Here is a 26,516-nt window from a genome sequence, read left to right as displayed (position 1 = left end):
TTTTGGATCTACATCTAAAATAAAAGGAGAGAATGGATATGAACAACATAAACTCTCATCATTGCAACCTAAATATAAGGTATGACCTGCCTGATGAGCTATGGGTTAAAGTTGCTAAAGTATATGAGCGTATGCCAGGGTGGATGGGTTATAGAAGTGGAATTCCATACTGGTTTGGTACTGATGAGGATGAAGTCTTCATTGAAGCATCCGTTGAGCCTAGTGGGTTATCCTTTTATGCGCAGATGAATAGCGAGGATTGGACTTCTTGGATAGAAACATTTAAGTTGGAAGCTTCAAAAGTGTTGGGCTTTGATGTTGGTGAACCTGAAGATGGTTATGTGTGATATTATGTGAAATTGTATTAAAAGAGTTGGAGGATTCATCCATACATATTTCAAAAATCATAATAGGAGATATTAATAATTTATGTATTAAATGTGGAATTTAATTATGGAACAGAGAAAGTCAACTTACTAAGATATTGGATGTGACTGTATGAATCATGAACTGTTTAGCAGAATTAATGGATATTTAGAAGGAGTAAGTAATGTAGTTACTTACTTCGGAGGATGCTATGGGCATGAATATCAGTTCATAAAGCTTGATTCGCCAATAGAACGAGCAATAGAACTTTATAATGCTAGTAGTAATTTAAAAGATCACAGAGATCTTAAATATGTAGGACTAAGCGAAATAGATGATTGGAAGGATGAGATATTTAATATTAGCGCAAAATGGTTTTTCTCTTTATTTCGCTTGCAAGATTTTGGCATAAGTATTGAATATCCGGACATTGATGGAGAAACGCCTGCAGAACTAGATAAAGAGTTAAATAATGTGAGTAATAAACTGATTAAACTGTTGGAAGAATTCTTTGAAGAATCGAATATTAAAGCTTATAGACTCGTAACAGAGATTGAATGGAAAAATGAGTTTGATTGGGAACAGATTTATTTTTCGCTAGGTAACGAAGAAGTATTTATCTTAGATCTATATCAGTGGGGTTAACGGATTAAAAGATCAGCGATTGCACTTGAGCTTGCAAATATAGATCTTAAAAATATAGAAAAAAACTAAAGGAGTTTCCAAATTGAAGAGTCAAAAGCGTTCAATGATTTTAATATTTCTTTTAATGATACTAGCCCTAAGTGGTTGTATTTCATACAGTGTGAAGACGGATGAAATTGTTGAAGATGGGGTGATCATAAACTCAATTTCATTTGGACTGGGAGAGAGCGAAGAAGATGCAGGTATTACAGTCGTAACATACAATTTCAATCTTCGGAATAGAACCAATACATCAATCATGATAAAAACAGTTGAACCGATCTTGAGTAAGGATATTCAGGAGCGATTAATTGATAGGGACATTAAATTGGACATAAATGAGAAAGTTGATGGTAATAGCTCGGAAGAACTGACAGGTACTTTTAAATTAGATACTAAAGGGCTTGATAAAGAAGGAATCATCAAGTTAAACATTAATGTTAAAGAATTTAATATAGCAATGGAAAAAGTCGTAGGGATGAATGATGTAAATAACTAATATGAAAAAAGTCCAAATAAACATATCAAACAAAGAGGTGTATCTTTATGGAAAGAAAAAAAGATGAAAACAATGAGATGGCTGTAATTCCAGAGCACCATAGCCCTGTACGACATATCCTTAATGAAGCAAACGGACTACCGAACAATCAGTTTATAGACAGTTTTAAGAAAGCTCTGGATACTCCAGATGCATATGTAATTATGGAAGGTGATGATGGAGGACAAATCTACTTGTCTTGCCCTATGAAACTAGTCAATTGCAGTGAGGAGACATTACATACTCTATTAAAAGATTTAGATACCATTGCATGGGACTGTAATGACGGAGAAGGCCAAGGACTATTTTACGAAAAACTCTTTCCTGGTGATGGGATTAGTGGGGGTATGGGGGGAGGAGATGTTGAGGAAGGACTATGGATTCATGAAGAATTTATAGATTTACAATTATATGATGAAATTCATGAAGTCATATTAGGCAATAAAGAAAGAATAACAAAGCAATAAAATGAATGAATCATAAGGCCCTTCAACATCGGATAACAAAGTGTTTATCTCGTGGGTTGGCAAACTGTCAAAATACTGCCTACAGAGGAAAAGAAATATGCGAGGTGAGTTATGGGCGTAAGAAAAAAATATAAACGTAAAATCGTTCGATCCAATCGACTATTCTATTGGTATGTTGACCCGGATATTGACGACGAAGGGATAATCAAATTACATATCGTTTCTGAGGATAAGAAGTTAATCGTCACTTATGAAGTGGGACAACACAGTACTAAGAACAAGCCCCCATTTATAGTCATCATCGGAGAAGAATTCGAAGGATGGACAACAGAATATATAGGATACAGAAGAGTATTAACACCGAAATGGAGCGATGAGATCATAACGCCAAAATTGATAGGTGAAATTATTGATTGGTGTCTCTTGAAAGACAAAGAAATAAACATCGTGAATTGGAAAGGTGAACTTCTGCGACCTATCTCTTGAATGGAGTGTAATTGCATTTGAGAATAATTTAGATTCATGTGGGCTCATTTGAAAACGCATACGTGAGAACAAGAATATGTAATTAACATTTTAATATAGAAGGAGAGAAGCTAATGCAGATGATTCGTGGACATCACACGGTTAACAAAGTAATCGTTTGTGTTCTTTCATACATATTTATAATTATGGCAATAGCAGTACCTGCCCACGCTGATGAGAAACAGGTTGAGACTACACCATCCCGGATTCCTTTATCCAATTTAGAGGAGACGATTGATGCTTATGTTGCCTCGTATGAGAAGTATACCGCTGCCGTTTCGGTTGTGGCTATCAAAGATGGTGAATCCATTGTGAATAAAGCATATGGTTACGCAGATATTGAGAATCAGCGAAAGGCGGATACCTCTACGGTTTTTGAATGGGCATCCATCTCTAAACTGCTGGTCTATACGAGTGTGATGCAGCTTGTCGAACAGGGAAAGCTTGATTTGGAGACGGATATCCAGGAATATCTGCCAGAGGGATTTTTCAAAAAGCTGAAATACGATGATCCAATAACCCTTTTGAACCTGATGCATCACAATGCGGGTTGGGAAGATCAAACAGCGGCAGAGGTGTTTTATTACTCCGAGGATGAAACGTTAGAATTAGGAGAAACGCTGCGTAAAAACGAGCCGAAACAAATCTATAAACCGAATAGCATCGTGGGTTATTCGAACTATGGCGTTGGTCTAGCGGGTTACATCGTGGAAGAGATAAGTGGACAACCTTTTTATGAATATGTCAATCAACATATATTTAAACCGCTTCATATGAACGACACCTCGATTCATCCAACGGGGCAAGATCATCCAGACCTAGTACAAAGAAGGAATGAGATTGAAGGGTATACGAAAGATTTGAAACTGATCCCTGAGAACAGAGTATACGTTACGTTTTATCCTACAGGGGCAGCCATAGGCACAGCAGAAGATTTAGGCAAATTTCTTGCTGCGTTGATGCCTGTGGATAATAGCAATGTCTTATTTAAGAACAGGGATACGTTAAACGAAATGTTATCAACAAGTCTCTATTATGACGGGACCTCTACTCCGCGATTTGCGCATGGGTTCGTTGAGATGGAATACTGGGTGCCTACACTGATGCATGAGGGGAATCTGAAAGGGTTTTCCAGCAAACTTGTCTTTGATCCCGCATCTAAATTTGGGATGGTGGTCATGACTAACCAGTCTTTTGAAGAAATTTATTATTATGGGCTCATCAAAGAAATTTTTGGTGATAGCGTAAATTCTAATATTATTACTTCCGAGGGGGGAGGATATTTTCAATCCGCACGACGGCCTGCCGCTAGATTTACCGATTTATTCAGACAGCTTGATATAACGAAATTCACAAAAGCTGAGTTAAGTAGTTCTTATAACGTTGTTGAGCATAATGGCGTGGTTGAGAAAGTTTCCTTCACTCCTTACATGGATTACTTGCCTGTATCGAAATGGAAGGTGAACTTGATTGTAATATCTTTTATTCCTGTCATACTAGCCATCCTTTTCAGTGTGACAGCTTTGCTCGTCTATTTTATCCAGATGCTACTTTACAAACGAAATAAACGAGGAAATCCTCGGATAGATTTTAATAAATATCATCTTGCAATTAATATTGCAGGTGCGGTACTTCCTCTTAACCTGTTAATCATACACACGAGACTTCCCAATTATCCTGCTCACTCTTCGATACGGATCAATTTAATGTTTAACCTACTTTATGTGGTTCTAGCAGTCGCGTATCTTGGCTTGCTTATGTTCAAACTGCGGAAGAACAGTTACAGCAAAAAGCAAAAGGTGATGTATATTATGTCTGGCATCTCGGCGTTCATATTGGCTGCTTTTGTTGTGGGGTGGCATTTGTATGTATAGAGTGGCAAACGCTGAATGTGGATATTTAAAAAATTACAAAGGCTTGCGGATGACTCCTATATATAAGTGATATTAATTGAGGTCAATTACAAAGACATAAAGACAGCAGTTCCTTATCGGGACCTGCTGTCTTTAAATTAGTTGGACAAGTATATAAACAAACTCAAAGGTAACAACAAAAATGATCAGGGCTCTAGTTTAGATCCTTCACTGGCTTATTGCTACAGGTATTTGACACAGTTAATAAACGAACGGTAAAATCCAGATATTCCCTGAATTCAGAAACTAAATATTTCTTTAGTAGGTGTGAGGTATTCTATGACGAGAATTATGGTTACGCCAGAGCAACTTTTCGCAATTAGTAAACAGTTCTCTGCAGCTTATACTACTCTTCAACACATGAATGAAAGTCTTCTACGAAGCATGACTGATATAGAAGCGAACTGGGATGGGAGTACTAGAGAAAGGTTCTACTATGATTTCAAGAAGTCACAGCTTGTTATGACTGAAGTTGTCACACTTATGAGTTCAATATCAACTGTGTTACATATCCATGGAGAACGATTTCTCCATGCTGATCACGGGTCGGAAGGGCAAGTAGACATGAACTGTTTACCACCACCCCCACCGAATGCTTGTGGCCCACAGGAAGGTGTAGACGATCGGAATGCAGTTGAGAAGTCTGTAGATAGTTTAAAAGAGCTAGGACAAGCATTTATTCAATCGGCAGATGACCGATATCAGAAGAGATATGATAGTGTAGGCGGATTTCTGGATTACTGGACATTTGGTATTCCAAGTGGACTCGTAAACGGGTATGTTGATCGAGCTGACAAAGCTTTAGAGTCGCCTCAAGACACATTGAACTGGTTGACATTTGGAGTCCATGGAACGATTAGGGAAGCCGTTTTGCCTACAAATGCTTGGTCAAGTGAACATTGGGCAAGTTTGCTTGGTACAGGTGGTATGGTATTAGGGGTAAGCTCTGTTTTCAAACCAAAGCTGCATATCGATACCCCTGTCAAATATGAGGGTGCAGTGGATTTTAGACAGATTTTAAGTGACGGACAACGCAATGAGCTTCCGCTGACGGATAACCAAAAGATTGAGATAAAGCGTTACTTGAACAAGCTTGATTTCCCCGAAGAAAATATCTTAATCGCACAACCTGGTTATTATGATACCTGGAATACAGGCATGATGTATAATCGCTTGGTCATCAATACGGATGTCTTACCAGCAGCAGCCCCGGGAGTAGGGACTTTGAGTGCGAATACACGCATTTCAATGAATGCTACACTAGCTCACGAGATTGTTGGGCACTATGAGGCTTCTATCGCAGGCAGATCGTTCCCACTTTATGATCTTCCTCCTAAAGTCATCAAGAGAAACTATGCTCTTGATGAGGCTCAGGCAAGTATCCGGGCAGCAAGGTTTGCTCCTGAACTCAATTCTACTGAACGGTATGCTTTATTAAGAGACGCGATGGTTAGACTTCGTAATGCCGATCTCAGAGTGCGAGATGTCAAAGGCGAGCTATTCATAGATCAGAGATAAGGAGGCCTTACAATGGAAACTAAAATGCTGTTTGGCGTGGGGTTAGTCTTCGATACACCGGAATTCGGAACCATCGTCATGGGAGCCAATGAAGAGTTGGATGAACTACTTCCTTCAACAATCAAAGAGATGATCGGTGACCAGATTATTATCAAAAAAACGGATGGGGAGGAGCAAGTGTTTGGAGTTGTTTCTACTCAAATTAATCATTCTATTGCGGGTAAAAAGAATATCGGTATATGTTTGGGTAAAAGTATATCCCCAGACGAAATACCTGCGGGTTCAATCGTCTACTATTATCCATGAGGACAAATTGACAGTAGGTATACTTTGTTGAAGCTACATGGAGTGGCAGTTTTTTATTGCACTGGCTGTGCCCATCTTTACTTTTAAAGATCATATATGTTCCGAAAGCATCGGAAGGTCATCTGATTCCCTTTTTGGGATGAGGATAGCCTTCCTTTTTATTTCTCAAAATTGCGGAGAAAGACATAGACTCAAACAAAGGAGAGTTTCCTATGAACGATGATACTACAACGGAAAAGAAGATTACCATAACTAAAGGTTCTACTCATTCATTGCATATTCGTTGTCCCTATAACCCTGCATATATTCAGCGCATTCGCCAGATTACGGGCAGAAAGTGGGAACCCAAACAGAAAATGTGGATCATACCCTACACTATTGCGGCCATCCAGGAGTTTACGAGCCAGTTTGATCCAGATGAAGTTCAGATTACCCCGGAGTAAAGAACCGTTACAGAAGGCACTAAAGTTACGAGGATATAGTCGCAAAACGATCAAAGCGTATTGTAATCAGGTCGAGCGTTTTCTAAGCAGCCTTAGCCTTAAAAATAAGGATGTCACTACTTCCAATGTTCAGATGTATTGTTTAGGTTTGCTGGAGCGAGGAATTTCCCATTCAAGCGTGAATCAGACCATTAGCGCGCTCCGCTTCTATTGCAAACATGTGCTCCATCATCCTACGGATATCCAGTATATTCGTCCCAAGAAGCAGACCAAGCTTCCACAAGTGATGTCCGAAAAGGAAGTTGCACAATTACTCAAATCCGTAACCAACCCTAAACATAAGGCCATATTGTTTGTGACCTATTCTTCCGGGCTTCGTGTAGGTGAAGTTGTGCGTCTGCGTTTCACCTATCTGGATATTGAAAGGCAGACACTCATTGTGAGACAGGGAAAGGGTCAAAAGGATCGGAGGACGCTACTTTCAAGCCTCGCCTGGGATATGGTGCAGAAATACATAGATGAATACAGTCCCAATCGTTGGCTATTTCTGGGCCAATCTTCTGATCGACATCTTACTGAGCGGAGCGTACAGAAGGTTTTTGAAGAAGCTAGACAACGCGCAGGAATTGTGAAGAAGGTTAGTATTCATGTGTTAAGGCATTCCTTTGCCACTCATTTGCTAGAAAACGGGACAGACCTCCGCTACATTCAGGAGCTACTTGGTCATACGAGTGCACGTACAACTCAGCGATATACGCATGTTACTACGAAAAATATCCAGCGTATTCAAAGCCCGCTGGATCGGATGGATTTGGGAGATTGATTATCCTAATAGTCCCCCCTTTTTCACCAAATTTTTCTTCGCAAATATCACCGCATAGGTTATCATATACGTAGTTCAGATATCAGGTAGGATGTGTGTTATTTACGAAGTACATAGATTTGATGTTAGTTGAAATTATTGTGACAAATAAATTAATATTGGGAGGCTAATATGGATTGTATTATTCCTTATACACATAAAAGATTACTTGAAGCACATCGTTTGTGGCACCAAGCCTATGATAACTATTTCGATCCAGAAGGGTTTAGAGTAAATATCAATGCAACCATTCAAGCTTTAAGAAATTTGACTTTTGCTCTTCAAAATGAAAAAGAAAAAATTATAGACTTTGATTCTTGGTATCCAAATTGGCAATCAAAAATGAAAACTGATCCAATTATGAAGTGGCTTAATGAAGCGAGAGTCAAAATCGTTCATCAAAAAGATCTTGAAACAAAAAGCCAGGCAAATGTTCTAATTCATAGTTATTTTAACCTTATGGAGTATAAGTTTGATGTACCAGCGCTTTTGCCCTCTGAGATAATTGCTCACAAGGCAAAAAGTATTATCAAAGAAAAAGTTGAAATTCCTGAACATCGATTAAAAGAGTGTATAGCAGTTGTAGAACGAAGATGGGTAGCCGAAGACCTACCTGATTGGGAAATTCTCGATGCTCTTGCATACGGGTTTAATTTTGCTAAAGATATCGTTCTTGATGCACATAAACAAGCAGGTTCTAATTATATTGAATGCTCACTCCGAGATTCCTTACACCCGTTATCCTATGATGATCTGACGGGACAATATAGCTGTATGAATATGAATGCAACATTCAGAACACAAAATATAGTATTAAGTGACTTTCAAACAAGAACATTTGAAACGAATACAGTGAAAATGAATGAACAAATAATATCAGCAGCTAAGAAAAGATATTTCTCCAAGATACCTAGTCAGTTTACTGGTTCAAAACATGATCCATTTAAGTTTGCTGATACTTTGAATGAAATGGCTTTGAAAGTGCTTAAAAAAGATAAGTATCACCAATGGATACAGTTTATTAAAGTGCCCTACAAAGGGTGGGAGTTACGCTCTGTTATTCCAGAAGACAAATCAGATAAGTTTTTAATTATGAAAGAGCTTGCTCAATATGTTAAGGAAACAAAAGCCACTTGTATAATTAATATCAATGAGGCATGGGTATCTAGAGATGTAGATGCAATAATGGACGGTACTCCTGTTAGTGAGACACTAGATAAAGCGGAAGCACTTTGTGTTTCTGTAATAACTTCTGATGGGAAATCCAGAAGTTATATGACCGAATTCCAGAGAAGATATTTTGGGAACATTAAATTTTTGGAAACGAAAATTTCTGAAGGGAATCCAGGATATTTTTTAAAACCTGTTTTAGATGTATGGGAAAGTATAAGTGAAGAAGTATCTAAATAATTTAGCTTCTCTAAGAAGACAATAACTTCAACTAACATAATATTCACGCTGTGGATATACGTCCTTGATCCGGCATTCGCCGGACACCCAGCATGGGCTGGGTCGTGAATACAGGAGCGTTAAAAGAAATTAGCTTAAATTTTAGTGACAGAAAATTTGTTTTCTAAGGAGTGATAAGAATGCAAATAGAAAACTTGAGTAACCTTTTAACTATAGCTTTTGGAGTGGTTACGACGATCTCTACCTTGGTTGGATTGATAGCTATTTTCTTTTCTTTTAGTATGCAACAAAATATTCAAAAATTAAGAGAAGTATTTTGGGAACTTTCAAAATACTCCAGATATATAAATACTCATTATAATATTGATGCTGAATTACATTTTTTTGAGCAATATACAATCTACAATCAAATTTATAATAATGGAAGTAAACTGACAAGACGAATACTATCAACAGCTATGTATTCTCTTATAATGTTATCATTAGTTTTTCTTATGGTTTTATTGATAATCAAGCCTCCTGTATCTACACTACTTGAATTTATTATATCTACGTCATTTATTATTTGTGTAGGTTCTACAATTTTTTTGTTTATTCGGTTAATTTCGTTTATTGGAAACACTAAAAAAATTAGTGATTTACCAACTCCACAAGAAATTTTAAGTGGGAATACAAAAAACGATATTAATACTATAGTGATTGTTGGTCAGTTTTTAAAGGTGCGGATTATAAGATGGGATGATAAAGATTCTTACCAATTTTTAATAGGGCTTCCTCTACCTTTTACAAACATCGAGGTTGCAAATGAGCTCTATATGGGATTAAATAATCCAAATGAAGATGACGATTATTATTCGAACATTATTAATCTACCAGAAAAAATTATAGATGGAACACAAGATCTTTCATCTACGTACTCACCTTATAATGGATTTAATGATTATTATTGGTATAATCTAAAAACGGATGTGAAAATAGATACTAATAGAGATTATTTGAGAATAGAGCTTCTATTGACAAGCGAATCTAATAAAGATGAAGTGACAGTTCAATTTGACTATGTTCAAATAAAAGAATTACTTACGAGCCATCTTGACCCAATATTATTGGCACCCAAAAATATCTATATAACTAATGAAAATACTCGATTAAAGGGCTACAACGTAACTAAGGAGATGGTCATAAAAATGTTTTTTGATTGATTTGTGTATTCGGGGAAGTCGCTAACCTCTTAGAACATAATATTCACGCTGCGAACATCCGTCCTTGATTTGGTATCCGCCGTACACCCGACATACGTCGGGGCGTGAATACAGGAACGTTAGCTGAAATACTATAATAATCTGGAGGTTAAAATTTGAAATGCTGAAACTAAAAGAAGAATCTCTCAATTGGTCCTTGAAGCATATTAATAAATACGGGGATTCTTATGTTTTTCCAAAGCTTTTTGAATTTGCAGCAATTAATGAGAATTGGGATGATGTGAAAAATTATCTATTAACAACTGATGTATACTCTAATGGAGTTAGACCATATAGAACTACTATCACACCAAAGAGTAATGTCGGGTTTAGAATATGTACTCAATTAGATCCCTTAGATTCAATAGTATATAACGCATTGATTTATGAAATATTTGAAGAAATAGAAAACAAAAGAATACCAGCTGTACATGATGTTGTGTATTCATTCAGGCTAAATCCTGAAAGTGATGGTACACTGTTTGATCCTAAATACAATTGGAAGGAATACGAAGATAAAACAAGAGATTTGTTAGAATCTGAAGAGTATTCGTATGTTGTGATGACAGACATTACGGACTTTTACCCGAGTATATATTTACATAATATTGAGACCCATCTGCGCGAATGTGTAAGGTTAAGTGGAAAGAATGCTCATGCTGAGACTTTGATTAATATAATTAAAGCTATGCACATCAGTCAGACTCATAAAGGACTTCCAATTGGTCCTCAGTTTAGTCGCCCAATAGCGGAGCTTATACTAAATGAGATCGATATGATACTTATTGAAAATGATATTATGTTTATTAGATATGTCGATGATTATCGGCTTTTTTGTAAATCTGAAAATGATGCCTATAAATCGTTAGCATTCTTAGCACAAAAGTTATATGATATTTTAAATTTAAAATTAAATGAACAAAAAACTAAAATTTTGACTACTGAAAGCTTTATTTCTAAGCATCTTTATTTATATAAGGATAGAGAAAAAGATAGGGTCATTGAAGAGTTTTATGAGTTATTAGATAAACTGGGGTTTAGTAGAGATTTCTATGGGGAAATTGATCTTTCCTTATTGGGAGAAGAAGAAATAAAAAAACTTCATGAGTTAAACATATTTGAATTACTAGAAGAAGAACTTGATAAAGATGACTTTGATATAGGCTTTGCTAAATTTCTAATCGGAAATTTAGCACGTTTTGATAGTACTGAAGTAGCAGATTTGATATTGACAGAAGAAAATATGAGAAAGTTGTTTCCTATTATTAAAACTATTATTAATCATCTTGAACTAGTTAGATCTTATAGTGAAGAACAAAAGCATGAAATAGGAAATAAAGTGTTAAGCCTATTTCAAAGTAGCTTTATGAGTGAGTTAGAATTCAATAGATCTTGGTTATTGCATCTATTTTCTAATAATGATGAATGGAACAATAAACATTTTTTTTCTGAATTAATAAAGAAATATCATGATAACTTCACAGTGAGAGAGCTGATACTGGATTTAGGAAGATCAAAAAATCATAGATATTTTAGAGAAAACAAATTTAGTATTATTTCTGATCCTTGGGTCAGGAGAGCTTTTCTAGTAGCAATAAGTTGCCTACCAAAGGATGAACGAAATCCCTATTATAAATCAAGAGGTTTAACTCAAAGAGATCTATTAGAGCAAGTAATAGAGAAATGGGCACAGAAAAACTCCTTCTAGAATGTCTAGAAAGCACAGTACTTCACCTAACATAATATTCAAGCTGCGGCTCCTCACGGAGGCTTGGTGTGCCGGATGGATTCCAAGGAAGTAGATTCAGCAGACACATCCGACTACGTCGGACGTCATGAATACATGAACGTTAACTGAAATTCCTGCAAAGTATTATTAAAAAGGAGAAAAATCAATGAATTCATTAAGACACGCTATTATTAATTTTTACAAAGATACAGAATATGCTGAATTTAGGGCCGGTGTACCACGTCCAAGAGAATGGCATCTTCCTAAGTTTATGCATGAAAATTTTAATAAAGATGTAGATTTCTTTGAGAAATATAAGAATGGCACAAAAATCATAATTCCTCTTGATGAAAAAGATATGAAACTTTTGAGAGTTACATTGCTACATGAATCGTTATTTTCTTTCTATAAAGTATTTTACAACTATTTAGCAGCAAAGAATCTATATTTATCAGGAGCTCTTCATTGGATAGAGATTACAAATTATTATGCAAAGCTATATCTTGCAAGAGCAATTAATACTCTTTGCGGCATTCAAAGTTATCGAATTACCAGTGATAAATTTATTTTTATAGAAGATGTGTTTAAAATAACAAATCCAAAGCGATATCAAACTTTATCAAATAAACATAACCCCAATAAAATTGATTATGATGCTGACATTGTTTCTTATTCTATGCACTTGAAATTAGATATAAAAAACAAAGGGGGTCATCTAATATTTGATAATGAGAGAATTAATTCGCATGATGATACATGGAGAATTTACTGTGACTTGGACCATGACGAACTTGAACTTACTAAGATAACTTATGAAGAACTTTTTGACAACAAATATGATCATTTATCAAAGGCAAGGAATGAAGAGAATTATACTTTTGATGGCTATATGCAGATAGACTTTAACTTGTTTAATGATAACTTCCATCAATATTTCAATAGGGACGATACTAAAAGAGAAGCTCAATTAGTTTATGACGATGTAGTGGGAGTAACACTTGGAGTTTTTACTGAACTATTTCATTTATATGAGAAACTAAAAATTCCAGCTCTACCTATTGAACTTGCAAAGTTTGAGCATATGTGTAAGTACATGATTCAAGACCAGACATTAAGAGATAAGTTGGTAGATTTGTGCCGTAATAAATTCCCTTTACACAACAAATATATAGAGGAAATGAATGCATATATGTTAGGGACTTATGGTGATTAGCATAGTCTATGAAGGCAGGAACTTCAGTTAACATAATATTCACACTGCGCGGCTTAGAATATAATTGCTTTAATATCGGTATAACCAATATAAAAATTGGAAAACATCTTTATTAAAGCATTGAATACAGGCACATTTGAATGATTGAGAAGAAACAAGAATACATATTGTTAGGTTTATTAATTCTTGTCGTTGTAGATGTTATTATTATCATGAATTAGATCAACTTTAGTACGGCTTAATCTATGCACTAGACCATTGAGAATAATGATAGAAAGACATTTGGAATATGAGAAACAATTAAAAAGTAGAACACTAGATGTGGAAATAGATGTTTATGCAACAACACACCCATTCGGGAAATGGTTGTCCAGTGGTATAGTCCTTCAATAGTGCCGAGTACTGATGACTTAATTAAGTTTGGTGTTGTCTACTATTTATTCGAGGAAGAAGCCGTTGATTTCAATATTACTCACCAAAGATTCGAGTCGTAATACTTCTGCCATGTTAAGATACTTTATTTCGTTAGATAATAACACTAAGCGAGATAAGCATATGACCAATCCTTTTACAAAAGTGTTCTTATAACAGGGGGAAATAAAATGTGGAAGAAAGCGATGAGAGTAAGTTCTAGTATCAGTTACAGGAAGAGATTTAAATGTCCTGTTTGTGATAGTTTTTCACTATATATAATTCACGATAGTGCCTGTGAATGTGAAAATGGCTGTGATGAGACCTTAATAAATATTGGATCCATTTTTGAAAAGGATGAATTTAATGGATACTTCACTTCAGATTATATCGATAAACATTTTTGGATTGATGATGCAGAAATAAATAAGATGTTTACAGCTATTGTTGATGACAATCGGTATAATTTATTGACTGAGAAGGAAAAACAAACTTTAAAAACTATACTATATAGCAGGACCAGTAAGATTGAAGAAAGTTTAGATGATCTAGTTGTTAGGTACTTAAATGATAATGAGTTAACAAAAGTCCCTCAAGAAATGACAGAATTCGGATACATGATTAACCTATTAGAAGATACGCATTTTTTTATGAATCTTTGCTGTAAAGACTTAGCTTTATTTAACTGTGGAATTCTATTCGCTGATAAACAATTTTATTCTGGAAGATTTTTTTATAATAACGCTATTGAACACTTGTTCCAAGTAAACGAAAGAATATACGTTATCTTAGGTATAGTCTACAATTTTAATTTCAAAGATGAATTATCTCTCAATAAAAACTATAAAATTGAAGATTATATAAAAGGAATTGATGATTATAAGAATTCTGATATTAAGAATATACTAGACAGTCTTAAAGGTAATCATATGTATCGTACACTAAATACAATAAGAAAACTAAATACACATGATTTATCATACTATTCAAAAAAAATAGAAGAAGAAATGAACGAAGATGTTATCGCAGCAAGTAAGTTTTGGAATCGAGACGGGGATGCAGTGGATGCGGATTTTTATTTGCCTCAAATTAAAAACCTCATTTTTTGTTTAAACAAACATTATGAATTATTTGAACTCATATTAAGTAAAGTAAGTAGCCTAACAAATATCGAGGAACACACTTCTCATCCAATGATCACGAAATTTATGAAGTTCCAAGTTACACATTTTGATAAACAATATTCTAGTAAAGAAATACAACAATTAGAATTTGAGAAGATTAAAATATTCAATAAGCTTCCTCAGTATAATAATATAATAATTGCCGATGTATTTTTCAGGCTAAATGAAGTAGTACGGTGTGTATTTGACTTTTGTAATATGGAAAATGAAATTTTCTATAAAGAGTGGATTCAAAGAGAGAATTTACACTTGTATGACCTGATGGATCAACAATATTTACTTTATAGTGCTATTTCAAGGATATACTCTTGTTATGATAAATTGTCCCGCTATATATCAGAACGTTACCCTCAGTATAAAGATATAAAGTACTTTCATGATTTTAAGAAAAAACTAGATAAATCTGCCTTGTCAAATATTATTGTGGATATTCTGAATGATGACTATTATCAAGGGTTATATGATCTTAGAAATGACATCTATCATAATCTGCGAGCAGGTACATTACAGGGTGAAGAAGGATTGGTCAACTTTAATTATACTTTATTTATTATTGTTGTGGAAAATACTAAAAAAATTATGAAACTTATAGATGATTTATATAAATTTAGAAATCAAAAGATTGGTAGAAATGAGCCGTGCTTATGTGGAAGTGGATTAAAAAGTAAAAAATGCTGCGGTTAGAGACAGTATGATATGAAAGCTAAAAGCTCCAATTGACATAATATCGAGAGCAAATCATTGAGTGAAAAATTTAAGAATAAGTATCCCACTCAATAGCACTTATGAAATAATTATTCAAGTTATGATGTCTGCCTACTAATAGGCAGACTTTTTCTATTAAATAAATGCTGGAAGGTTTATAATCTAAGTGATATTAGTCTTGGATATCATGCGTTACATTTGTTTAGAAGAATTAAAATATATGGGTTAAATTGTAAGATGATTTATTCTTCCCCAAGCAAATACCCCACAGAAACCTCCAAAGCCTTCGCAATCATCACCACTTCATAATCTTGAACAAGACGATATTGACCCTCTAGACGTGAAAGACTTGTCTGACTGATATCCAAACCCAATGTTTGTAATCTGGCGAGGAATTCCCGTTGTTTGATGCCCTTACTTTTACGAATAGCTACGACTCGGGAGCCGATGATGTTTTTGTCGCCAGGTGGTTCTTGTCTATGCTTCATTATGTACACCCCTCATTTCAACCAAATTGTATGAGAAATAATGGTTGTTTTAATGCGTATATCGAATTAAAATGAAATAAACCGATAATCGCATTAAAATTGACTGCTCACGTCTAGTCTTAACAAGACATGGCGCAGTTTAGACCCATCAGAGAGGTGCATGTATGAGCCGGTTGCTTGACTTATTGGAAGAGGAACGGCGCAAGCTTAATCAGCTTGGTGAGGCATCCTTGAAGCAAGCGATTCCGTTGTGGGAGAACCCTGAGGTTCAGGAACAGAGCCGGAGGGTGGATGAACTGGTGGCACAAGTGAGTGAGATGAAGGCGAGACATAACCGAGTTGTACGATGATGAGAGAGGTACATAATGCGTAGGGGAGGAGAAGCAATGGATTTTCCGCCGTGGTTGCAACAAGCGATCCAGGCAAGGTTAGATGAAGTATCTGCCCGAATCGAGCATGACCCTGAATTGAGTCGTGTACGTGAGGAAAAGGACGAAGCCTTCCAAGTTTTGTTTACTGGCAAGGATATCGAGCAGACACCTGAATATGCTGAGTGGGAGAATCGTTATATTGTCAGCAAAGGCATAGAGAATGAACGGTTGTACATGCAAGGGCTGAGGGATGGGATTCAGCTGACAGTTTCCTTGCTGGGTCATTCGATGCCGGAGGAGAACGATACGAAGGCTCAATCAAATAAAGCGAACCCATAAGTCAGGGGAAGCGACCCTGATCTACACTTAAATTCCCGAGCCGAAGCGTAAATAACTCGCTTCGGCTCGGGTTTTTATGCTCTACTTTTCCAAAATCCAACTCTTACTTCGCACTTACCGATTTAAACCAATCATTCACTTCTTGCGTGATCTGATCTCCGCCATTGGATTTCCAGTTGGCGACGAATTGGTCAAAGGCATCAATTGGCAGATTGCCGTAGATGATTTTGTTGAAGGTTTCCATCTCGGACTGGCGGAGCAGGTTCCATTTGGATACCATAGTTGGTGTTGCAGCGCCAGTGAAATAGTTTTGTTTACGGATGTCGATCTGGGACATAACGACTTTACCAGCATACCAGTTTTCCGGTTTACGGAATTCGGCCATTTGTTTCTCGTAAGGTGTCTCAGGCTTCTCGCCATTGGCCAGCTTCACGAGTGTTTTCATGTACAGATCCGGGATACGTGCTGGGCCGGTCAGGAAAGGGAATTCGTTGGAGAAGTCTTTGATCTTCTCTTTGTCACTGGTCGGTTGTCCATCAATGATATCCCAGTCGTAACCTTTGGCGAAGCCGTATTCATACTCACTGCCCGCTTTCGGGTTCGCAAGGTTATCGAGCAAGTAGTTGTAGTACAGGAAGATGGCTTCTGGATGCTTCGCATCCTTGTTGATCATGATACTTGCGTTGACACCAGAGTTCTGCCACTTCGTACCGATCTTGCCGTCTGGGCCAGCTGGAACAGGGTAAGCTTTATACTTCGAGCCAGGTACGTTCTTCAGCAGGTCAGGTGCAGGCCAGTCCGGTACCCAGTTGGCGCCAGGCAGAATGCCTGCTTTGCCAGCTGTCCAGCTTTCAGCGGATTTGCCTTCGTCCCACAGAGCGGAGTCAGCGTGAATATAACCTTTATCCATCCATTCAGCCAGCTTGGCAAGAGCTTGTTTGGCACCCGGGTTAACGGAGCCGTACTCGAGATTGCCGTTTGCGTCTTTGTTCCATTGCTCCTCGATTGTGCCGTATGCACCGAACAACCAGTCGAGCTGACCCATCCAAGTGTTGGTGTTATTTTTCAGCGAGATCGCCAGCGGGAATACTTTGTCTGGAGACAGACCGTCCGGGTTCTCGTTTTTGAATTTGTCCATGATGTTCTCAAGGTCTGCGATGGTTTTCGGAGCTTCCAGGTTCAGCTTCTCCATCCAGTCTTCACGGAGCCAGAGCAGTGTATCGTCGTTATCGGTGTACTCCATGATCGGCATGTTGTATTTCTTGCCGTCCTTGGTGAACGGATACCACAGTTCAGGATGTGCTGCTGCGTGATCTTTCAGGGTCTGACTCGCGTACTTGTCGAACAACTCATCGATGGCGATGAATTGACCGGAGTCGATCAGCTGATTGGTCAGCACCGCATTGGTTGGTACAGTGACGAAATCAGGCAGCTTCTCGCCAGAGGCGATCGCCAGTTGCAGTTTTTGTCTGTATTGATCGTCATTGGCCGGATACCAAGTATCTTTATGCTTCATACCCAGCGTTTCGAGCATCCAGCGATCGTGCACGTTATTTTCTTTGGTATCTCCTTGCACGTATTTCTTCGGCATCAATACCGAACTGAACTCGATCGGTGGGTCATATTTTCCTTTGGCAAAAGCAGCTTCTGCTTCAGCTGAGCCGACAGTTCCCGGCGTATTATCGGTACCATTGTCACTGGCTGTCTCGCCACTGCCGCACGCAGTGATCGTGATGAGCGCGATAACCATGAGCAGTGACCACCATGTTTTGAATTTGATCATTGTTCAATCCCCCTACGGTGTATGATCTTTATAAATGCGTGTTCAAAAAGGCCGGTTTTCAGTACCGAGAAGATGGGATGAAGCTAGAAATGGAGTAGCGGAGCGTAGATAGAGCTACGTGAGCAACTACAATGTTTCCAAAGGAAACATACTTCGTAAGCCTCCCGCTTATTTCGGCTGAATCCTATATTCGATGCTGATGATGCCGCTAGGCATCCTTCGTAATCAAAAGCGGACTTTTTGAACAACCTCTACAATGTAACTGTACCAATTTGGGTGGGAGGGCATCTATATGAGTTTGTTAGTTTCCATAGGACTCTATTAGTGAATGTTCAAATGAATGTGCAAATGAAGTTCAAAAAATTCGGTTTTCAGTACCGAGAAGATGGGATAAAGCTAGAAATGGAGTAGCGGAGCGTAGGCAAACTACGTGAGCAACGGACATTTCGGCTGAATTCCATATTCGATGCTGATGATGCCGTGAGGCATCCTTCGTAATCAAAAGCGGATTTTTTGAACAACCTCTAAGATGTTATTTGTGCTGGTCTCTATATTCCTGCGGCGTAACGCCGAACTGACGCTTGAACACTTTGATAAAATAAGCCGGGTCCATATAACCAATCTCCATGCTGATTTCATATACTTTTTTGGTGGTCGTCACGAGCTTGTGACAGGCCCGATCCATACGCAGGCGCGAGATGTAATCACTGATGCCTTCGCCCGTTTCGATCTTATAGATTTTGGACAGATGCGTCGGGTGCAGATTGACATGGTCAGCGAGCACGCGCAAAGATACATCCAGATGCAGGTTCTTATCTGTAAAATCCTGAATCTTCTTCACATAATCCGAACGGATGTCCTTGATCTCGTTGGATGTGCCTTCCTTGAGTTTGCCAAGCACGCTGAGCGACCATTTGCGTAATTTGCTGATGGTAGCGAAAACTTCCCCACTTTGCAAATCTTCAACATCATTTCCCATTAAAGTGGTCAGAGTCAGCTTGTTCCGATGGGCGATGTTGGTGAACGATGCTGTAATGAGGAAACCTGCCTCCATGCAGTGTTCCCAGGATTCCGACCATTTCTCGTCCAACTCGGCGCAGACCGCAAGAATTTTCTCTTCGGCTGCATCCCATTGTCCGCTTTCCAATAGGCTAATGAAGGTGGGCGGGGTGTACAGTACATCTAAGGGGCCTTGCGCCGCAGGTGTTTCGACATCGCTCACGCGCATGACGAATTCACGTTCGTCGCCCACGATCTGCCGAAAATAAGCGGAAGCCTGACGGAAGCGATCGTAAATCTGTTCCGGGAAGGTGAACCACTCGGTGATAACGATGGAGAGGGAGCCTTTCAGAAACTGTTTTACTTTGGATTGAAGCTGAATGGACAGCTTCTCCAGCATGGTTTCTTTGCCAATATCGCCTTTCCGTTCTTTCATTTGCAGTAGAAACACCAGATATCCGTGCTCCTCCTTCACACCCCACACTTCCATGAACTCCCCCATAATCTCTTCCGCCATGTTGATGATCGCATATTCGATCAGGGTCTGATCATTGCTGTCATAGTGTCCGAATTCTTCTTCCAAACGAACCAGCATTAACGCGGCATCCCCGGTGTGAAAAGGGAGATCGTAATTGGCGAGTTTCCGCTCCCATTCGGCAGCGGCGATTCGTTGTCCCTGCAAAGCCCCAAGGAGCAGTCGTCCTCGCAAATGGGGGAGATTCTCTCGCAACGTAAACTGGGTCCGTGTCAGTGAGCTGACCAGTTCCCATTCATTGTTCAATTGATCGATCGCCTTCTGCACAGCACCCATTAGTTCATCGTCTGTGGGCGGCTTGAGCAGATAGTCTACGGCTTCGAACTGGATGGCTTTTTTGGCGTAATCGAATTCGGAATACCCGGATAACAGGATACATTTTATTTTTTTGTCCCGGATGCGGATGCGTTCAATCAGTTCAATACCTGTCATTTCGGGCATCTGAATGTCCGAGATCACGATATCAATGGGGTGGGTGTCGATCATTTGCAGTGCTTCGTGTGCCGAGTATGCTTTATGCACATGTTCGATCCCGAGCGTATGCCAGGGCTTGGTCATGGACAGGTTATCGACCCAGTGTGCTTCATCGTCTACGATCATCATTTGCATGTTTGTATTGTCTCCTTGGTGGTTGAACGCAGACATATGTACACTTGCCACTCCGATGACAGAATAACCTTCCGATCGCTGTTACCCCCAGATTTATTGATTGAATTTTTAAATGTGTAAATCTGGGGATAAAGGCGAACGCTTTGCTTCTTCAGGTTTTTTCTGTCCTCTGCGTTATCGTGTACATGATCTTGTTCAAAATTAAATCGTCAACTCATCGTTCGTATCGTATCAATTCGTATCTGTACTACCTTTATCGGAATCGGTATCCTCTTTTGATATCTCCCAGATGATTTCGGTTCGGAATCCGCCAAGTGGGGATGGGCCGAATAGGAGATAGGAATGGCTTCCGAATGTGTGCATGATTCTTTGATTCGTATTCCAAAGGCCGCAGCCCATTTCTTCCTGTAAAGGTTCCTGCATCTTCAAGTTCAGCGCTTCGTACTGTTCGGGGCTTAGGCCTGGCCCATCGTCATCGATATATATTCTGCCAAAACCATTCTTGCACTCCCCAGTAATTCGGATTTCCCCGGAGGAATAGGACTTCGCTACGCCGTGTATGACGGAATTCTCAACCATCGGTTGAAGCATTAATCGCGGCACCGATTGGGCAAGCATGTCCTCAGGGATATCAATGTGATATTCAATCCGGCCATTGCGCAGCTTTTGAATGTCCAGATAGTTGATCAGCAGCTTGATCTCTTCCTGAAGAGAAGATGTCTCTTTTTCCATACGGGTGGTATAGCGATAATACGCACTAAGGTTATGCGCCATGGAGACCACAGCTTGTTCGTCCTTCATCTGAGCCATGTTGATGATATAGCCTAGACAATTATATAGGAAATGCGGATTGATCTGTGCTTGTAACTGCTTTAGTGTAGCTTCCCTGGCTCTAATCTTCTCATGGAACACATTCTCGATCAGATCCTGAATCTGATGGGACATATCGTTGAATCGGCGGAAAAGGAATGAGAATTCATTCTGGTTTTTGCTATGCAGTCGAACAGAATAATCGCCTTGCTCGACACGGCGTAAGCCTTTGATCAGCTGTTTGATCGGATACTGGACATTTCGGTACAGCAGGATGGAAGCCGAGATGCCCACCACGAGTAGCAAAATCATACTGGTGTAGAACAGATTCTGACTGAGCGAGATTGGTTTCAAAATCTGATACAGCGGGATGACGTCAACCAGATGCCAATCCAGATAGGTAGACTTCACGGAGCTAACCAGATATTTCTTTCCATTCAGTTCGACCACGTCCTGTGTGGTATCCTCTGGCGAGTGCGTATCCAGATACTGAGTGAGTGCTGCGGATAATTGCTTGTCCGCGCTGCGATTCAGAATGGGTGCATTTCCTTTGTGATATAAGAAAGGATCGCCTTGTCCGCCCGCTTTATACGTATCCAGCATATTCTGAATGTTCTCATAGCTGAAGCTGGCTTCAATCACCAGATTGCTTCCAGTGAGCATTCCAGGTTGGGCAAGGGAGTCCGTAAAGAACCAGTAGAAGGATTTCATCTTATCCTGTGATTCGGCACTTTGGTCCCCATAGGTCCATTGTCCGCTCATATTTTTTTTCAAATAAGCCTCATCATATCCTGTAGTTCGGTTGTAGTTGGCGATGACATCCTCATTCTGCTGTGAATACACCGCATATCGGGTAGGCCATATATCGGTAACGCTCGTCTGAAGCGTCATCTTCTCCTGAATCACATAACGGGTCTGCATCCGGTCATATCGATCATCCCACATGTTCAGGCCATTGAAGGCTCTGACATTCGGATCACGGGAGAGAATCAGGCTGAAATCCATCATCTGATTGATACGCGAGTCGATCTGACTGGACAAGAACGTGAGCTGCTTCGTGTTGGAGATCTGCAATTCTTTGCTGACGACATCATAGGTGACGTTATTCGAGTAGGTGTACATGATCAGAATGGGGATAAATAAGACCACAATTAACAGATTTATTTTGGCAAATAGACTGAATCGGGATCTGGTTTTATTTTGAAAAGGCATGAAGCGCTTCCATATATACATAAAAAGTCTCCTTCTAATTCGTGTGTAAACAACTGTTTCTAGGATGGCCCTAACAAAACACTATCAAGCCTAACAATGTTATATAGCAGACCTCAGTATGGCTTGATACTATTTATATCAGAGAACCCCATCACACACAAAAACTTTTTTTGGGAACAGGAGCAGTGCTATGGAGGCTAAATTGGAGGGTAAGCGGGTCCCGCAGGCAAACGTTGGGAGCAAGATGGAGAAAAAGAGAAAAAAACGCTATAAACAGCCATGGATTCTGCACTTCATGGTGTTACCGGCGGCCATTATGGTCTTTATATTTTCATACATTCCGATGTCCGGGATTTTGATGGCATTTCAGGATTATAAACCTGCACTGGGATTTTTCAATTCCGAATGGGTAGGACTAAAGCACTTCAGGTATATGTGGGAAAATGATTATTTCCTGCAAATTACGTGGAACACGCTATTTTTTGCCTGTACGAAGATTGTCATGAATCTGATCATTCCGTTTGTCTTCGCCTTATTGCTCAACGAGGTACGGAAGATGGCGCTGAAAAGAACGATTCAAACGCTCGTGTATCTACCACACTTTCTGTCATGGGTAACGTTATCCGGTATCCTGATCGACATTCTTGCCCAGACGGGTATTGTCAATCAGTTCCTGGTTTCGGTATTCGGCATCAAGCCGATCTTCTTCCTGGGGGATGGCAGCTGGTTCCGATTCACGATTATCGCGAGTGATGTCTGGAAAGAGTTTGGATTCAACACCATCATCTTCCTTGCGGCACTGTCCGGCATTAACCCGGCTCTGTATGAAGCGGCTGAGGTGGACGGCGCAGGACGCTGGAAGCAAACGATGTATATTACCATCCCGGCTCTTATTCCGATTGGGATCGTCATTGCAACCTTGGCACTGGGGAATGTGCTTAACGCCAACTTTGACCAGATCTTTAACTTATATAGTCCGTTGATTTACCAACAAGGCGATATTATCGATACGTTTGTGTATAGAGAAGGTCTGCTTAGTGGGCAGTTCAGTTTCGCTACCGCTGTGAATCTGTTCAAATCAGTCATCAGCCTGATCCTGATTGTGATCTCGTACCGACTGGCTTACCGATTCGCCGGATACCGCATTTTCTAGAGAGGAGGACGAACGAATGTATCATAAAACGATGCCTTACCGCATATTCAGCATATTCAACAATGTGTTACTGACCCTGCTTTCACTGCTCTGCTTGCTGCCTTTGTATCACTTGCTCATGGTATCTCTTAGCGCATCTGCACCTGCGAATGCTGGTCTCGTCACGTTCTGGCCGATTGGATTTACATTGGAGGCGTATGCGAAAACATTTGCCAATACCAACTTCCTCTCCTCCTTATGGGTATCCGTGGAGCGGACCGTACTCGGTACAGGGCTTGCGTTAATCGTCAATACACTTGCAGCCTATGCGCTGTCCAAGGAGACGCGAGTGTTCCGCGCACGTAACATCTATCTGTGGTATTTTGTCATCACGATGCTGTTCAGCGGTGGCCTCATTCCGGGGTATATCCTGATTCTGAAGCTGGGACTGATGAACACATTGCTGGCCTTGATCCTGCCGGGATTGGTTGCGGTGTTCAACATCATTCTATTGCTGAATTTCTTCCGTACCGTTCCGAAGGATCTGGAGGAAGCTGCATTTATCGATGGGGCAGGTCACTTGCAGACGTTTATCAAAATCTATCTGCCGGTCTCCGTACCTGTTATTGCAACGGTTTCACTCTTCATGATGGTTGGGCATTGGAACGCATACTTTGATGGGATCATCTACATCCGTGATGCGGAAAAGCTGCCACTGGCAACATTCATGCAGACGATCATCGTGCAGGCCGATATGTCGAAGCTTGATCCGGAAGCGGTGAAGAACCTGTCCCAACGGACGATTCGGGCTTCGCAGATCTTTATCAGCGCACTGCCGATCCTGCTCGTGTATCCGTTCCTGCAACGGTACTTTGTAACGGGGATTGTGGTTGGTGCTGTTAAGGAGTAGTTAAATGTAAGTGTAAACATGTGTTGCTTAACTTAAATGAATCTATTATGAAAAGGGAGTCACTGAACTGGGGAAGGCCAGGGCGGTGGCTTCTTTTTTGTGTATGGATAAAGAATGTTGCTTATATGTAGTGTATTACCTTTATTTGAATAAAATGGTACAGTTGAAGTTGATTAAATAGTTATCTTCAATAAAGCCAACATCATTAACGATCGAGTGCAGGAGGGAATTCAAAATGGAATTTAGAAAAATAACTTGGGATAATTTTATCGAATGTATTGAACTTAAAGTCACTCCAGACCAACAAAGATTCATATCCTCGAACCAACATGCACTTGCTGAAGCGTACATTGCCTCAGATGAGGGGCAGATTATTATTACTTTTGCAGTCTATAAGGAAGACAATATGGTAGGTTTTATTTCGATGTACTATGATGACGGGGATGGCAACTTTGAATATAGCAGTTATGGCATCTTCAAGATGATGATTGACCAGCGATACCAAGGTAACGGATATGGTAAAGAAATGGTAGTAAAAGCAATTGAGTATGCGAGGACTTTCCCACGTGGAAAAGCCAAAGTTGTAGAACTCACCTACAAACCTGAAAATCTAGCTGCGAAGAAAATTTATGACTCTCTTGGTTTTATTCAAACTGGTGAAGTATTGGCATGTGGTGAAGTACAGGCGGTATTAACTTTGTAATTGTCCGTACAGCCCCGATTCTGCTCGTTCTTCAGGAGGACATTAAGCAGTCAGCGGTAGATCATTTCGTGGAAAATGGGAAGAAAGCCTGAGAATCAATCATATTTCTTGAACAGAGGAAATTGGAACGAAGCCCGTTGCCTACACTATGCTGCCCTGTTATAATTCCGATATATCTATCGTATTGGGGGTTATGACGTGGCAATATGGATGATGCCGGATTGCTCGTTCGCTAGAAAGCCTTACGCAAAGCCTGAATAGGGGCGGACTTTGTGTAGGGCGCGACAAAAATGAGATCGTTTGCCCTGGAATCAACATCAACATGGTTCAAACCGCAGGCTTTGCACCTTACTTTATTTTCATAATAAATATAAGGGGCTGAAAGCCATGCAAACACCATTTATTCACAATCATCAATTCAATTATATTCATAAACAAGCTGATTTCCTGCTGAAAACGCTACGCTCGGTCGTGGACCCCAAAGTATTGGATACGGTCCGTTATACCGTCAGCACGAATGCCGTTGGCATCTTCGATGATCTGACGCCGGAACAAAAGCAACTGCTAGAGCAGTTATCCACGTATGAGAAGACAAATGAGTTGCAGACCTATCTGAACCAGCTGGAAGTATATCTGATTCCATTTCCGCAAGTATCCGCGAAGCAGATTCAGAAGCTGTTTCCCAAGGTAAAGAAGCTCAAAGTGCCGGATCTGGAATCCATCGATTACGCACGGACAACTTATCTGAGATGGACCGATATTGCTACCGATCGCTTGTTCATCGTGTACCCGCATGAGGGCACATTGCTCGGGATTGAGGGACGGCTTACAGCCACGAACAAGAAAGGGTACTGCATGTTCTGTCATCGCCATCAGGAGCTCGGATTCTTCAACGTGAAGACCAAGAGTTATACGCCGGACAACATTTCTTCCGTGGCCCAGTACGTATGCATGGATAACACAGCTTGCAACCATAGCATCACCGATACCACTATGCTGGAGAATTTTCTTCTCTCGACCCTAAAATAATTACATTTAAACAAACAGGGTCGCTCTTCGGAGCGACCTTTTTGCCGTGTTCAAGCGGAGTTGCAGCGTCAGACCTCATAT

The 26,516-nt window shown here is 39.6% G+C and carries 25 protein-coding genes; 21 read left to right on the top strand and 4 right to left on the bottom strand.

Annotated features, from left to right (window positions below; all coding sequences use genetic code 11):
* Positions 1–38: 38 nt before the first annotated feature.
* The 15 genes from ACX9NY_RS15820 to ACX9NY_RS15750 all read left to right on the top strand — a co-directional run bounded on the left by ACX9NY_RS15820 (position 39) and on the right by ACX9NY_RS15750 (position 15,494).
* Positions 39–347, top strand: a complete 309-nt coding sequence (locus ACX9NY_RS15820; RefSeq protein ID WP_472473701.1) for a hypothetical protein — start codon at positions 39–41, stop codon at positions 345–347.
* 151 nt (positions 348–498) lie between these two features.
* Positions 499–1,011 (top strand): hypothetical protein, encoded by a 513-nt coding sequence (locus ACX9NY_RS15815; RefSeq protein ID WP_472473699.1) that lies wholly within the window; start codon positions 499–501, stop codon positions 1,009–1,011.
* 82 nt (positions 1,012–1,093) lie between these two features.
* Positions 1,094–1,549: a hypothetical protein gene (locus ACX9NY_RS15810; protein WP_472473697.1), complete on the top strand. Its 456-nt coding sequence runs from the start codon at positions 1,094–1,096 to the stop codon at positions 1,547–1,549.
* Between the two features lie 47 nt (positions 1,550–1,596).
* Positions 1,597–2,055 carry a hypothetical protein gene (locus ACX9NY_RS15805; protein WP_472473695.1) on the top strand — a complete coding sequence of 153 codons (459 nt, stop codon included), beginning with the start codon at positions 1,597–1,599 and terminating at the stop codon, positions 2,053–2,055.
* Positions 2,056–2,166: 111 nt separating this feature from the next.
* Positions 2,167–2,541, top strand: coding sequence for a hypothetical protein (locus tag ACX9NY_RS15800; protein ID WP_472473693.1), 375 nt, complete (start codon positions 2,167–2,169; stop codon positions 2,539–2,541).
* Between the two features lie 113 nt (positions 2,542–2,654).
* Positions 2,655–4,454, top strand: coding sequence for a serine hydrolase domain-containing protein (locus tag ACX9NY_RS15795; protein WP_472473691.1), 1,800 nt, complete (start codon positions 2,655–2,657; stop codon positions 4,452–4,454).
* A gap of 318 nt (positions 4,455–4,772) precedes the next feature.
* Positions 4,773–6,011 carry a WXG100 family type VII secretion target gene (locus ACX9NY_RS15790; RefSeq protein ID WP_472473689.1) on the top strand — a complete coding sequence of 413 codons (1,239 nt, stop codon included), beginning with the start codon at positions 4,773–4,775 and terminating at the stop codon, positions 6,009–6,011.
* A 12-nt stretch (positions 6,012–6,023) separates the two neighbouring features.
* Complete coding sequence (locus ACX9NY_RS15785; protein ID WP_472473687.1) at positions 6,024–6,317, top strand: hypothetical protein; 294 nt, start codon at positions 6,024–6,026, stop codon at positions 6,315–6,317.
* Between the two features lie 212 nt (positions 6,318–6,529).
* Positions 6,530–6,760, top strand: a complete 231-nt coding sequence (locus ACX9NY_RS15780; protein ID WP_472473685.1) for a hypothetical protein — start codon at positions 6,530–6,532, stop codon at positions 6,758–6,760.
* Complete coding sequence (locus ACX9NY_RS15775; protein ID WP_472479311.1) at positions 6,735–7,583, top strand: tyrosine-type recombinase/integrase; 849 nt, start codon at positions 6,735–6,737, stop codon at positions 7,581–7,583. Before ACX9NY_RS15780 ends, ACX9NY_RS15775 begins: the two co-directional genes overlap by 26 nt.
* A gap of 171 nt (positions 7,584–7,754) precedes the next feature.
* Complete coding sequence (locus ACX9NY_RS15770; RefSeq protein WP_472473683.1) at positions 7,755–9,032, top strand: hypothetical protein; 1,278 nt, start codon at positions 7,755–7,757, stop codon at positions 9,030–9,032.
* Positions 9,033–9,211: 179 nt separating this feature from the next.
* Positions 9,212–10,234 carry a hypothetical protein gene (locus ACX9NY_RS15765; RefSeq protein ID WP_472473681.1) on the top strand — a complete coding sequence of 341 codons (1,023 nt, stop codon included), beginning with the start codon at positions 9,212–9,214 and terminating at the stop codon, positions 10,232–10,234.
* Between the two features lie 160 nt (positions 10,235–10,394).
* On the top strand, positions 10,395–11,981 hold the full coding sequence (locus ACX9NY_RS15760; RefSeq protein WP_472473679.1) for an RNA-directed DNA polymerase: 1,587 nt from the start codon (positions 10,395–10,397) through the stop codon (positions 11,979–11,981).
* Between the two features lie 187 nt (positions 11,982–12,168).
* On the top strand, positions 12,169–13,215 hold the full coding sequence (locus tag ACX9NY_RS15755) for a hypothetical protein (protein ID WP_105597807.1): 1,047 nt from the start codon (positions 12,169–12,171) through the stop codon (positions 13,213–13,215).
* Positions 13,216–13,817: 602 nt separating this feature from the next.
* Positions 13,818–15,494 carry a YecA family protein gene (locus ACX9NY_RS15750; RefSeq protein WP_472473676.1) on the top strand — a complete coding sequence of 559 codons (1,677 nt, stop codon included), beginning with the start codon at positions 13,818–13,820 and terminating at the stop codon, positions 15,492–15,494.
* A 263-nt stretch (positions 15,495–15,757) separates the two neighbouring features.
* Here ACX9NY_RS15750 and ACX9NY_RS15745 read toward each other — a convergent pair whose 3' ends face one another.
* Entirely contained in the window at positions 15,758–16,003 is a 246-nt protein-coding gene (locus ACX9NY_RS15745) for a helix-turn-helix domain-containing protein (protein WP_301250109.1), read from the bottom strand.
* Between the two features lie 164 nt (positions 16,004–16,167).
* Here ACX9NY_RS15745 and ACX9NY_RS15740 point away from each other — a divergent pair, with 164 nt between their 5' ends.
* Entirely contained in the window at positions 16,168–16,353 is a 186-nt protein-coding gene (locus ACX9NY_RS15740) for an aspartyl-phosphate phosphatase Spo0E family protein (protein ID WP_419891600.1), read from the top strand.
* Between the two features lie 36 nt (positions 16,354–16,389).
* Positions 16,390–16,713, top strand: a complete 324-nt coding sequence (locus ACX9NY_RS15735) for a hypothetical protein (protein ID WP_472473673.1) — start codon at positions 16,390–16,392, stop codon at positions 16,711–16,713.
* Positions 16,714–16,816: 103 nt separating this feature from the next.
* On the opposite strand, the gene ACX9NY_RS15730 is transcribed toward ACX9NY_RS15735, so the two are convergent.
* From ACX9NY_RS15730 to ACX9NY_RS15720, 3 genes are all read right to left on the bottom strand, one after another.
* A complete protein-coding gene (locus tag ACX9NY_RS15730) occupies positions 16,817–18,496 on the bottom strand; it encodes a type 2 periplasmic-binding domain-containing protein (RefSeq protein ID WP_222216034.1) in 1,680 nt (559 codons plus the stop codon).
* Between the two features lie 532 nt (positions 18,497–19,028).
* Positions 19,029–20,639: a response regulator transcription factor gene (locus tag ACX9NY_RS15725; protein ID WP_472473671.1), complete on the bottom strand. Its 1,611-nt coding sequence runs from the start codon at positions 20,637–20,639 to the stop codon at positions 19,029–19,031.
* Positions 20,640–20,870: 231 nt separating this feature from the next.
* Complete coding sequence (locus tag ACX9NY_RS15720) at positions 20,871–22,682, bottom strand: sensor histidine kinase (RefSeq protein WP_472473669.1); 1,812 nt, start codon at positions 22,680–22,682, stop codon at positions 20,871–20,873.
* 223 nt (positions 22,683–22,905) lie between these two features.
* On the opposite strand from ACX9NY_RS15720, the gene ACX9NY_RS15715 reads away from it, so the two are divergent.
* From ACX9NY_RS15715 to ACX9NY_RS15700, 4 genes are all read left to right on the top strand, one after another.
* Positions 22,906–23,814 carry an ABC transporter permease gene (locus ACX9NY_RS15715; RefSeq protein ID WP_472479309.1) on the top strand — a complete coding sequence of 303 codons (909 nt, stop codon included), beginning with the start codon at positions 22,906–22,908 and terminating at the stop codon, positions 23,812–23,814.
* Between the two features lie 16 nt (positions 23,815–23,830).
* Positions 23,831–24,703 (top strand): carbohydrate ABC transporter permease, encoded by an 873-nt coding sequence (locus ACX9NY_RS15710; protein WP_253432288.1) that lies wholly within the window; start codon positions 23,831–23,833, stop codon positions 24,701–24,703.
* A 235-nt stretch (positions 24,704–24,938) separates the two neighbouring features.
* The gene (locus ACX9NY_RS15705; RefSeq protein ID WP_472473666.1) at positions 24,939–25,406 is read left to right on the top strand and encodes a GNAT family N-acetyltransferase; all 468 of its coding nucleotides are present in this window, start codon (positions 24,939–24,941) and stop codon (positions 25,404–25,406) included.
* Between the two features lie 387 nt (positions 25,407–25,793).
* Complete coding sequence (locus ACX9NY_RS15700; RefSeq protein WP_472473664.1) at positions 25,794–26,435, top strand: FusB/FusC family EF-G-binding protein; 642 nt, start codon at positions 25,794–25,796, stop codon at positions 26,433–26,435.
* Positions 26,436–26,516 lie beyond the last annotated feature (81 nt).

It is taken from the genome of Paenibacillus sp. CB74 (assembly GCF_055687625.1).
The sequence above is the reverse complement of the archived record's forward strand: the minus strand, read 5'-3'. Positions and strand labels throughout refer to the sequence as shown.

What these genes read in the sequence shown, in the direction of transcription:
- ACX9NY_RS15820 (WP_472473701.1), top strand. Translation starts at nt 39, where the DNA reads ATGAACAACATAAACTCTCATCATTGCAACCTAAATATAAGGTATGAC.
- ACX9NY_RS15735 (WP_472473673.1), top strand. Translation starts at nt 16,390, where the DNA reads ATGGATTTTCCGCCGTGGTTGCAACAAGCGATCCAGGCAAGGTTAGAT.
- ACX9NY_RS15805 (WP_472473695.1), top strand. Translation starts at nt 1,597, where the DNA reads ATGGAAAGAAAAAAAGATGAAAACAATGAGATGGCTGTAATTCCAGAG.
- ACX9NY_RS15700 (WP_472473664.1), top strand. Translation starts at nt 25,794, where the DNA reads ATGCAAACACCATTTATTCACAATCATCAATTCAATTATATTCATAAA.
- ACX9NY_RS15755 (WP_105597807.1), top strand. Translation starts at nt 12,169, where the DNA reads ATGAATTCATTAAGACACGCTATTATTAATTTTTACAAAGATACAGAA.
- ACX9NY_RS15800 (WP_472473693.1), top strand. Translation starts at nt 2,167, where the DNA reads ATGGGCGTAAGAAAAAAATATAAACGTAAAATCGTTCGATCCAATCGA.
- ACX9NY_RS15750 (WP_472473676.1), top strand. Translation starts at nt 13,818, where the DNA reads ATGTGGAAGAAAGCGATGAGAGTAAGTTCTAGTATCAGTTACAGGAAG.
- ACX9NY_RS15785 (WP_472473687.1), top strand. Translation starts at nt 6,024, where the DNA reads ATGGAAACTAAAATGCTGTTTGGCGTGGGGTTAGTCTTCGATACACCG.
- ACX9NY_RS15770 (WP_472473683.1), top strand. Translation starts at nt 7,755, where the DNA reads ATGGATTGTATTATTCCTTATACACATAAAAGATTACTTGAAGCACAT.
- ACX9NY_RS15725 (WP_472473671.1), bottom strand. Translation starts at nt 20,639, where the DNA reads ATGCAAATGATGATCGTAGACGATGAAGCACACTGGGTCGATAACCTG.
- ACX9NY_RS15760 (WP_472473679.1), top strand. Translation starts at nt 10,395, where the DNA reads ATGCTGAAACTAAAAGAAGAATCTCTCAATTGGTCCTTGAAGCATATT.
- ACX9NY_RS15790 (WP_472473689.1), top strand. Translation starts at nt 4,773, where the DNA reads ATGACGAGAATTATGGTTACGCCAGAGCAACTTTTCGCAATTAGTAAA.
- ACX9NY_RS15715 (WP_472479309.1), top strand. Translation starts at nt 22,906, where the DNA reads ATGGAGAAAAAGAGAAAAAAACGCTATAAACAGCCATGGATTCTGCAC.
- ACX9NY_RS15745 (WP_301250109.1), bottom strand. Translation starts at nt 16,003, where the DNA reads ATGAAGCATAGACAAGAACCACCTGGCGACAAAAACATCATCGGCTCC.
- ACX9NY_RS15740 (WP_419891600.1), top strand. Translation starts at nt 16,168, where the DNA reads ATGAGCCGGTTGCTTGACTTATTGGAAGAGGAACGGCGCAAGCTTAAT.
- ACX9NY_RS15765 (WP_472473681.1), top strand. Translation starts at nt 9,212, where the DNA reads ATGCAAATAGAAAACTTGAGTAACCTTTTAACTATAGCTTTTGGAGTG.
- ACX9NY_RS15705 (WP_472473666.1), top strand. Translation starts at nt 24,939, where the DNA reads ATGGAATTTAGAAAAATAACTTGGGATAATTTTATCGAATGTATTGAA.
- ACX9NY_RS15710 (WP_253432288.1), top strand. Translation starts at nt 23,831, where the DNA reads ATGTATCATAAAACGATGCCTTACCGCATATTCAGCATATTCAACAAT.
- ACX9NY_RS15775 (WP_472479311.1), top strand. Translation starts at nt 6,735, where the DNA reads ATGAAGTTCAGATTACCCCGGAGTAAAGAACCGTTACAGAAGGCACTA.
- ACX9NY_RS15780 (WP_472473685.1), top strand. Translation starts at nt 6,530, where the DNA reads ATGAACGATGATACTACAACGGAAAAGAAGATTACCATAACTAAAGGT.
- ACX9NY_RS15815 (WP_472473699.1), top strand. Translation starts at nt 499, where the DNA reads ATGAATCATGAACTGTTTAGCAGAATTAATGGATATTTAGAAGGAGTA.
- ACX9NY_RS15730 (WP_222216034.1), bottom strand. Translation starts at nt 18,496, where the DNA reads ATGATCAAATTCAAAACATGGTGGTCACTGCTCATGGTTATCGCGCTC.
- ACX9NY_RS15720 (WP_472473669.1), bottom strand. Translation starts at nt 22,682, where the DNA reads ATGTATATATGGAAGCGCTTCATGCCTTTTCAAAATAAAACCAGATCC.
- ACX9NY_RS15795 (WP_472473691.1), top strand. Translation starts at nt 2,655, where the DNA reads ATGCAGATGATTCGTGGACATCACACGGTTAACAAAGTAATCGTTTGT.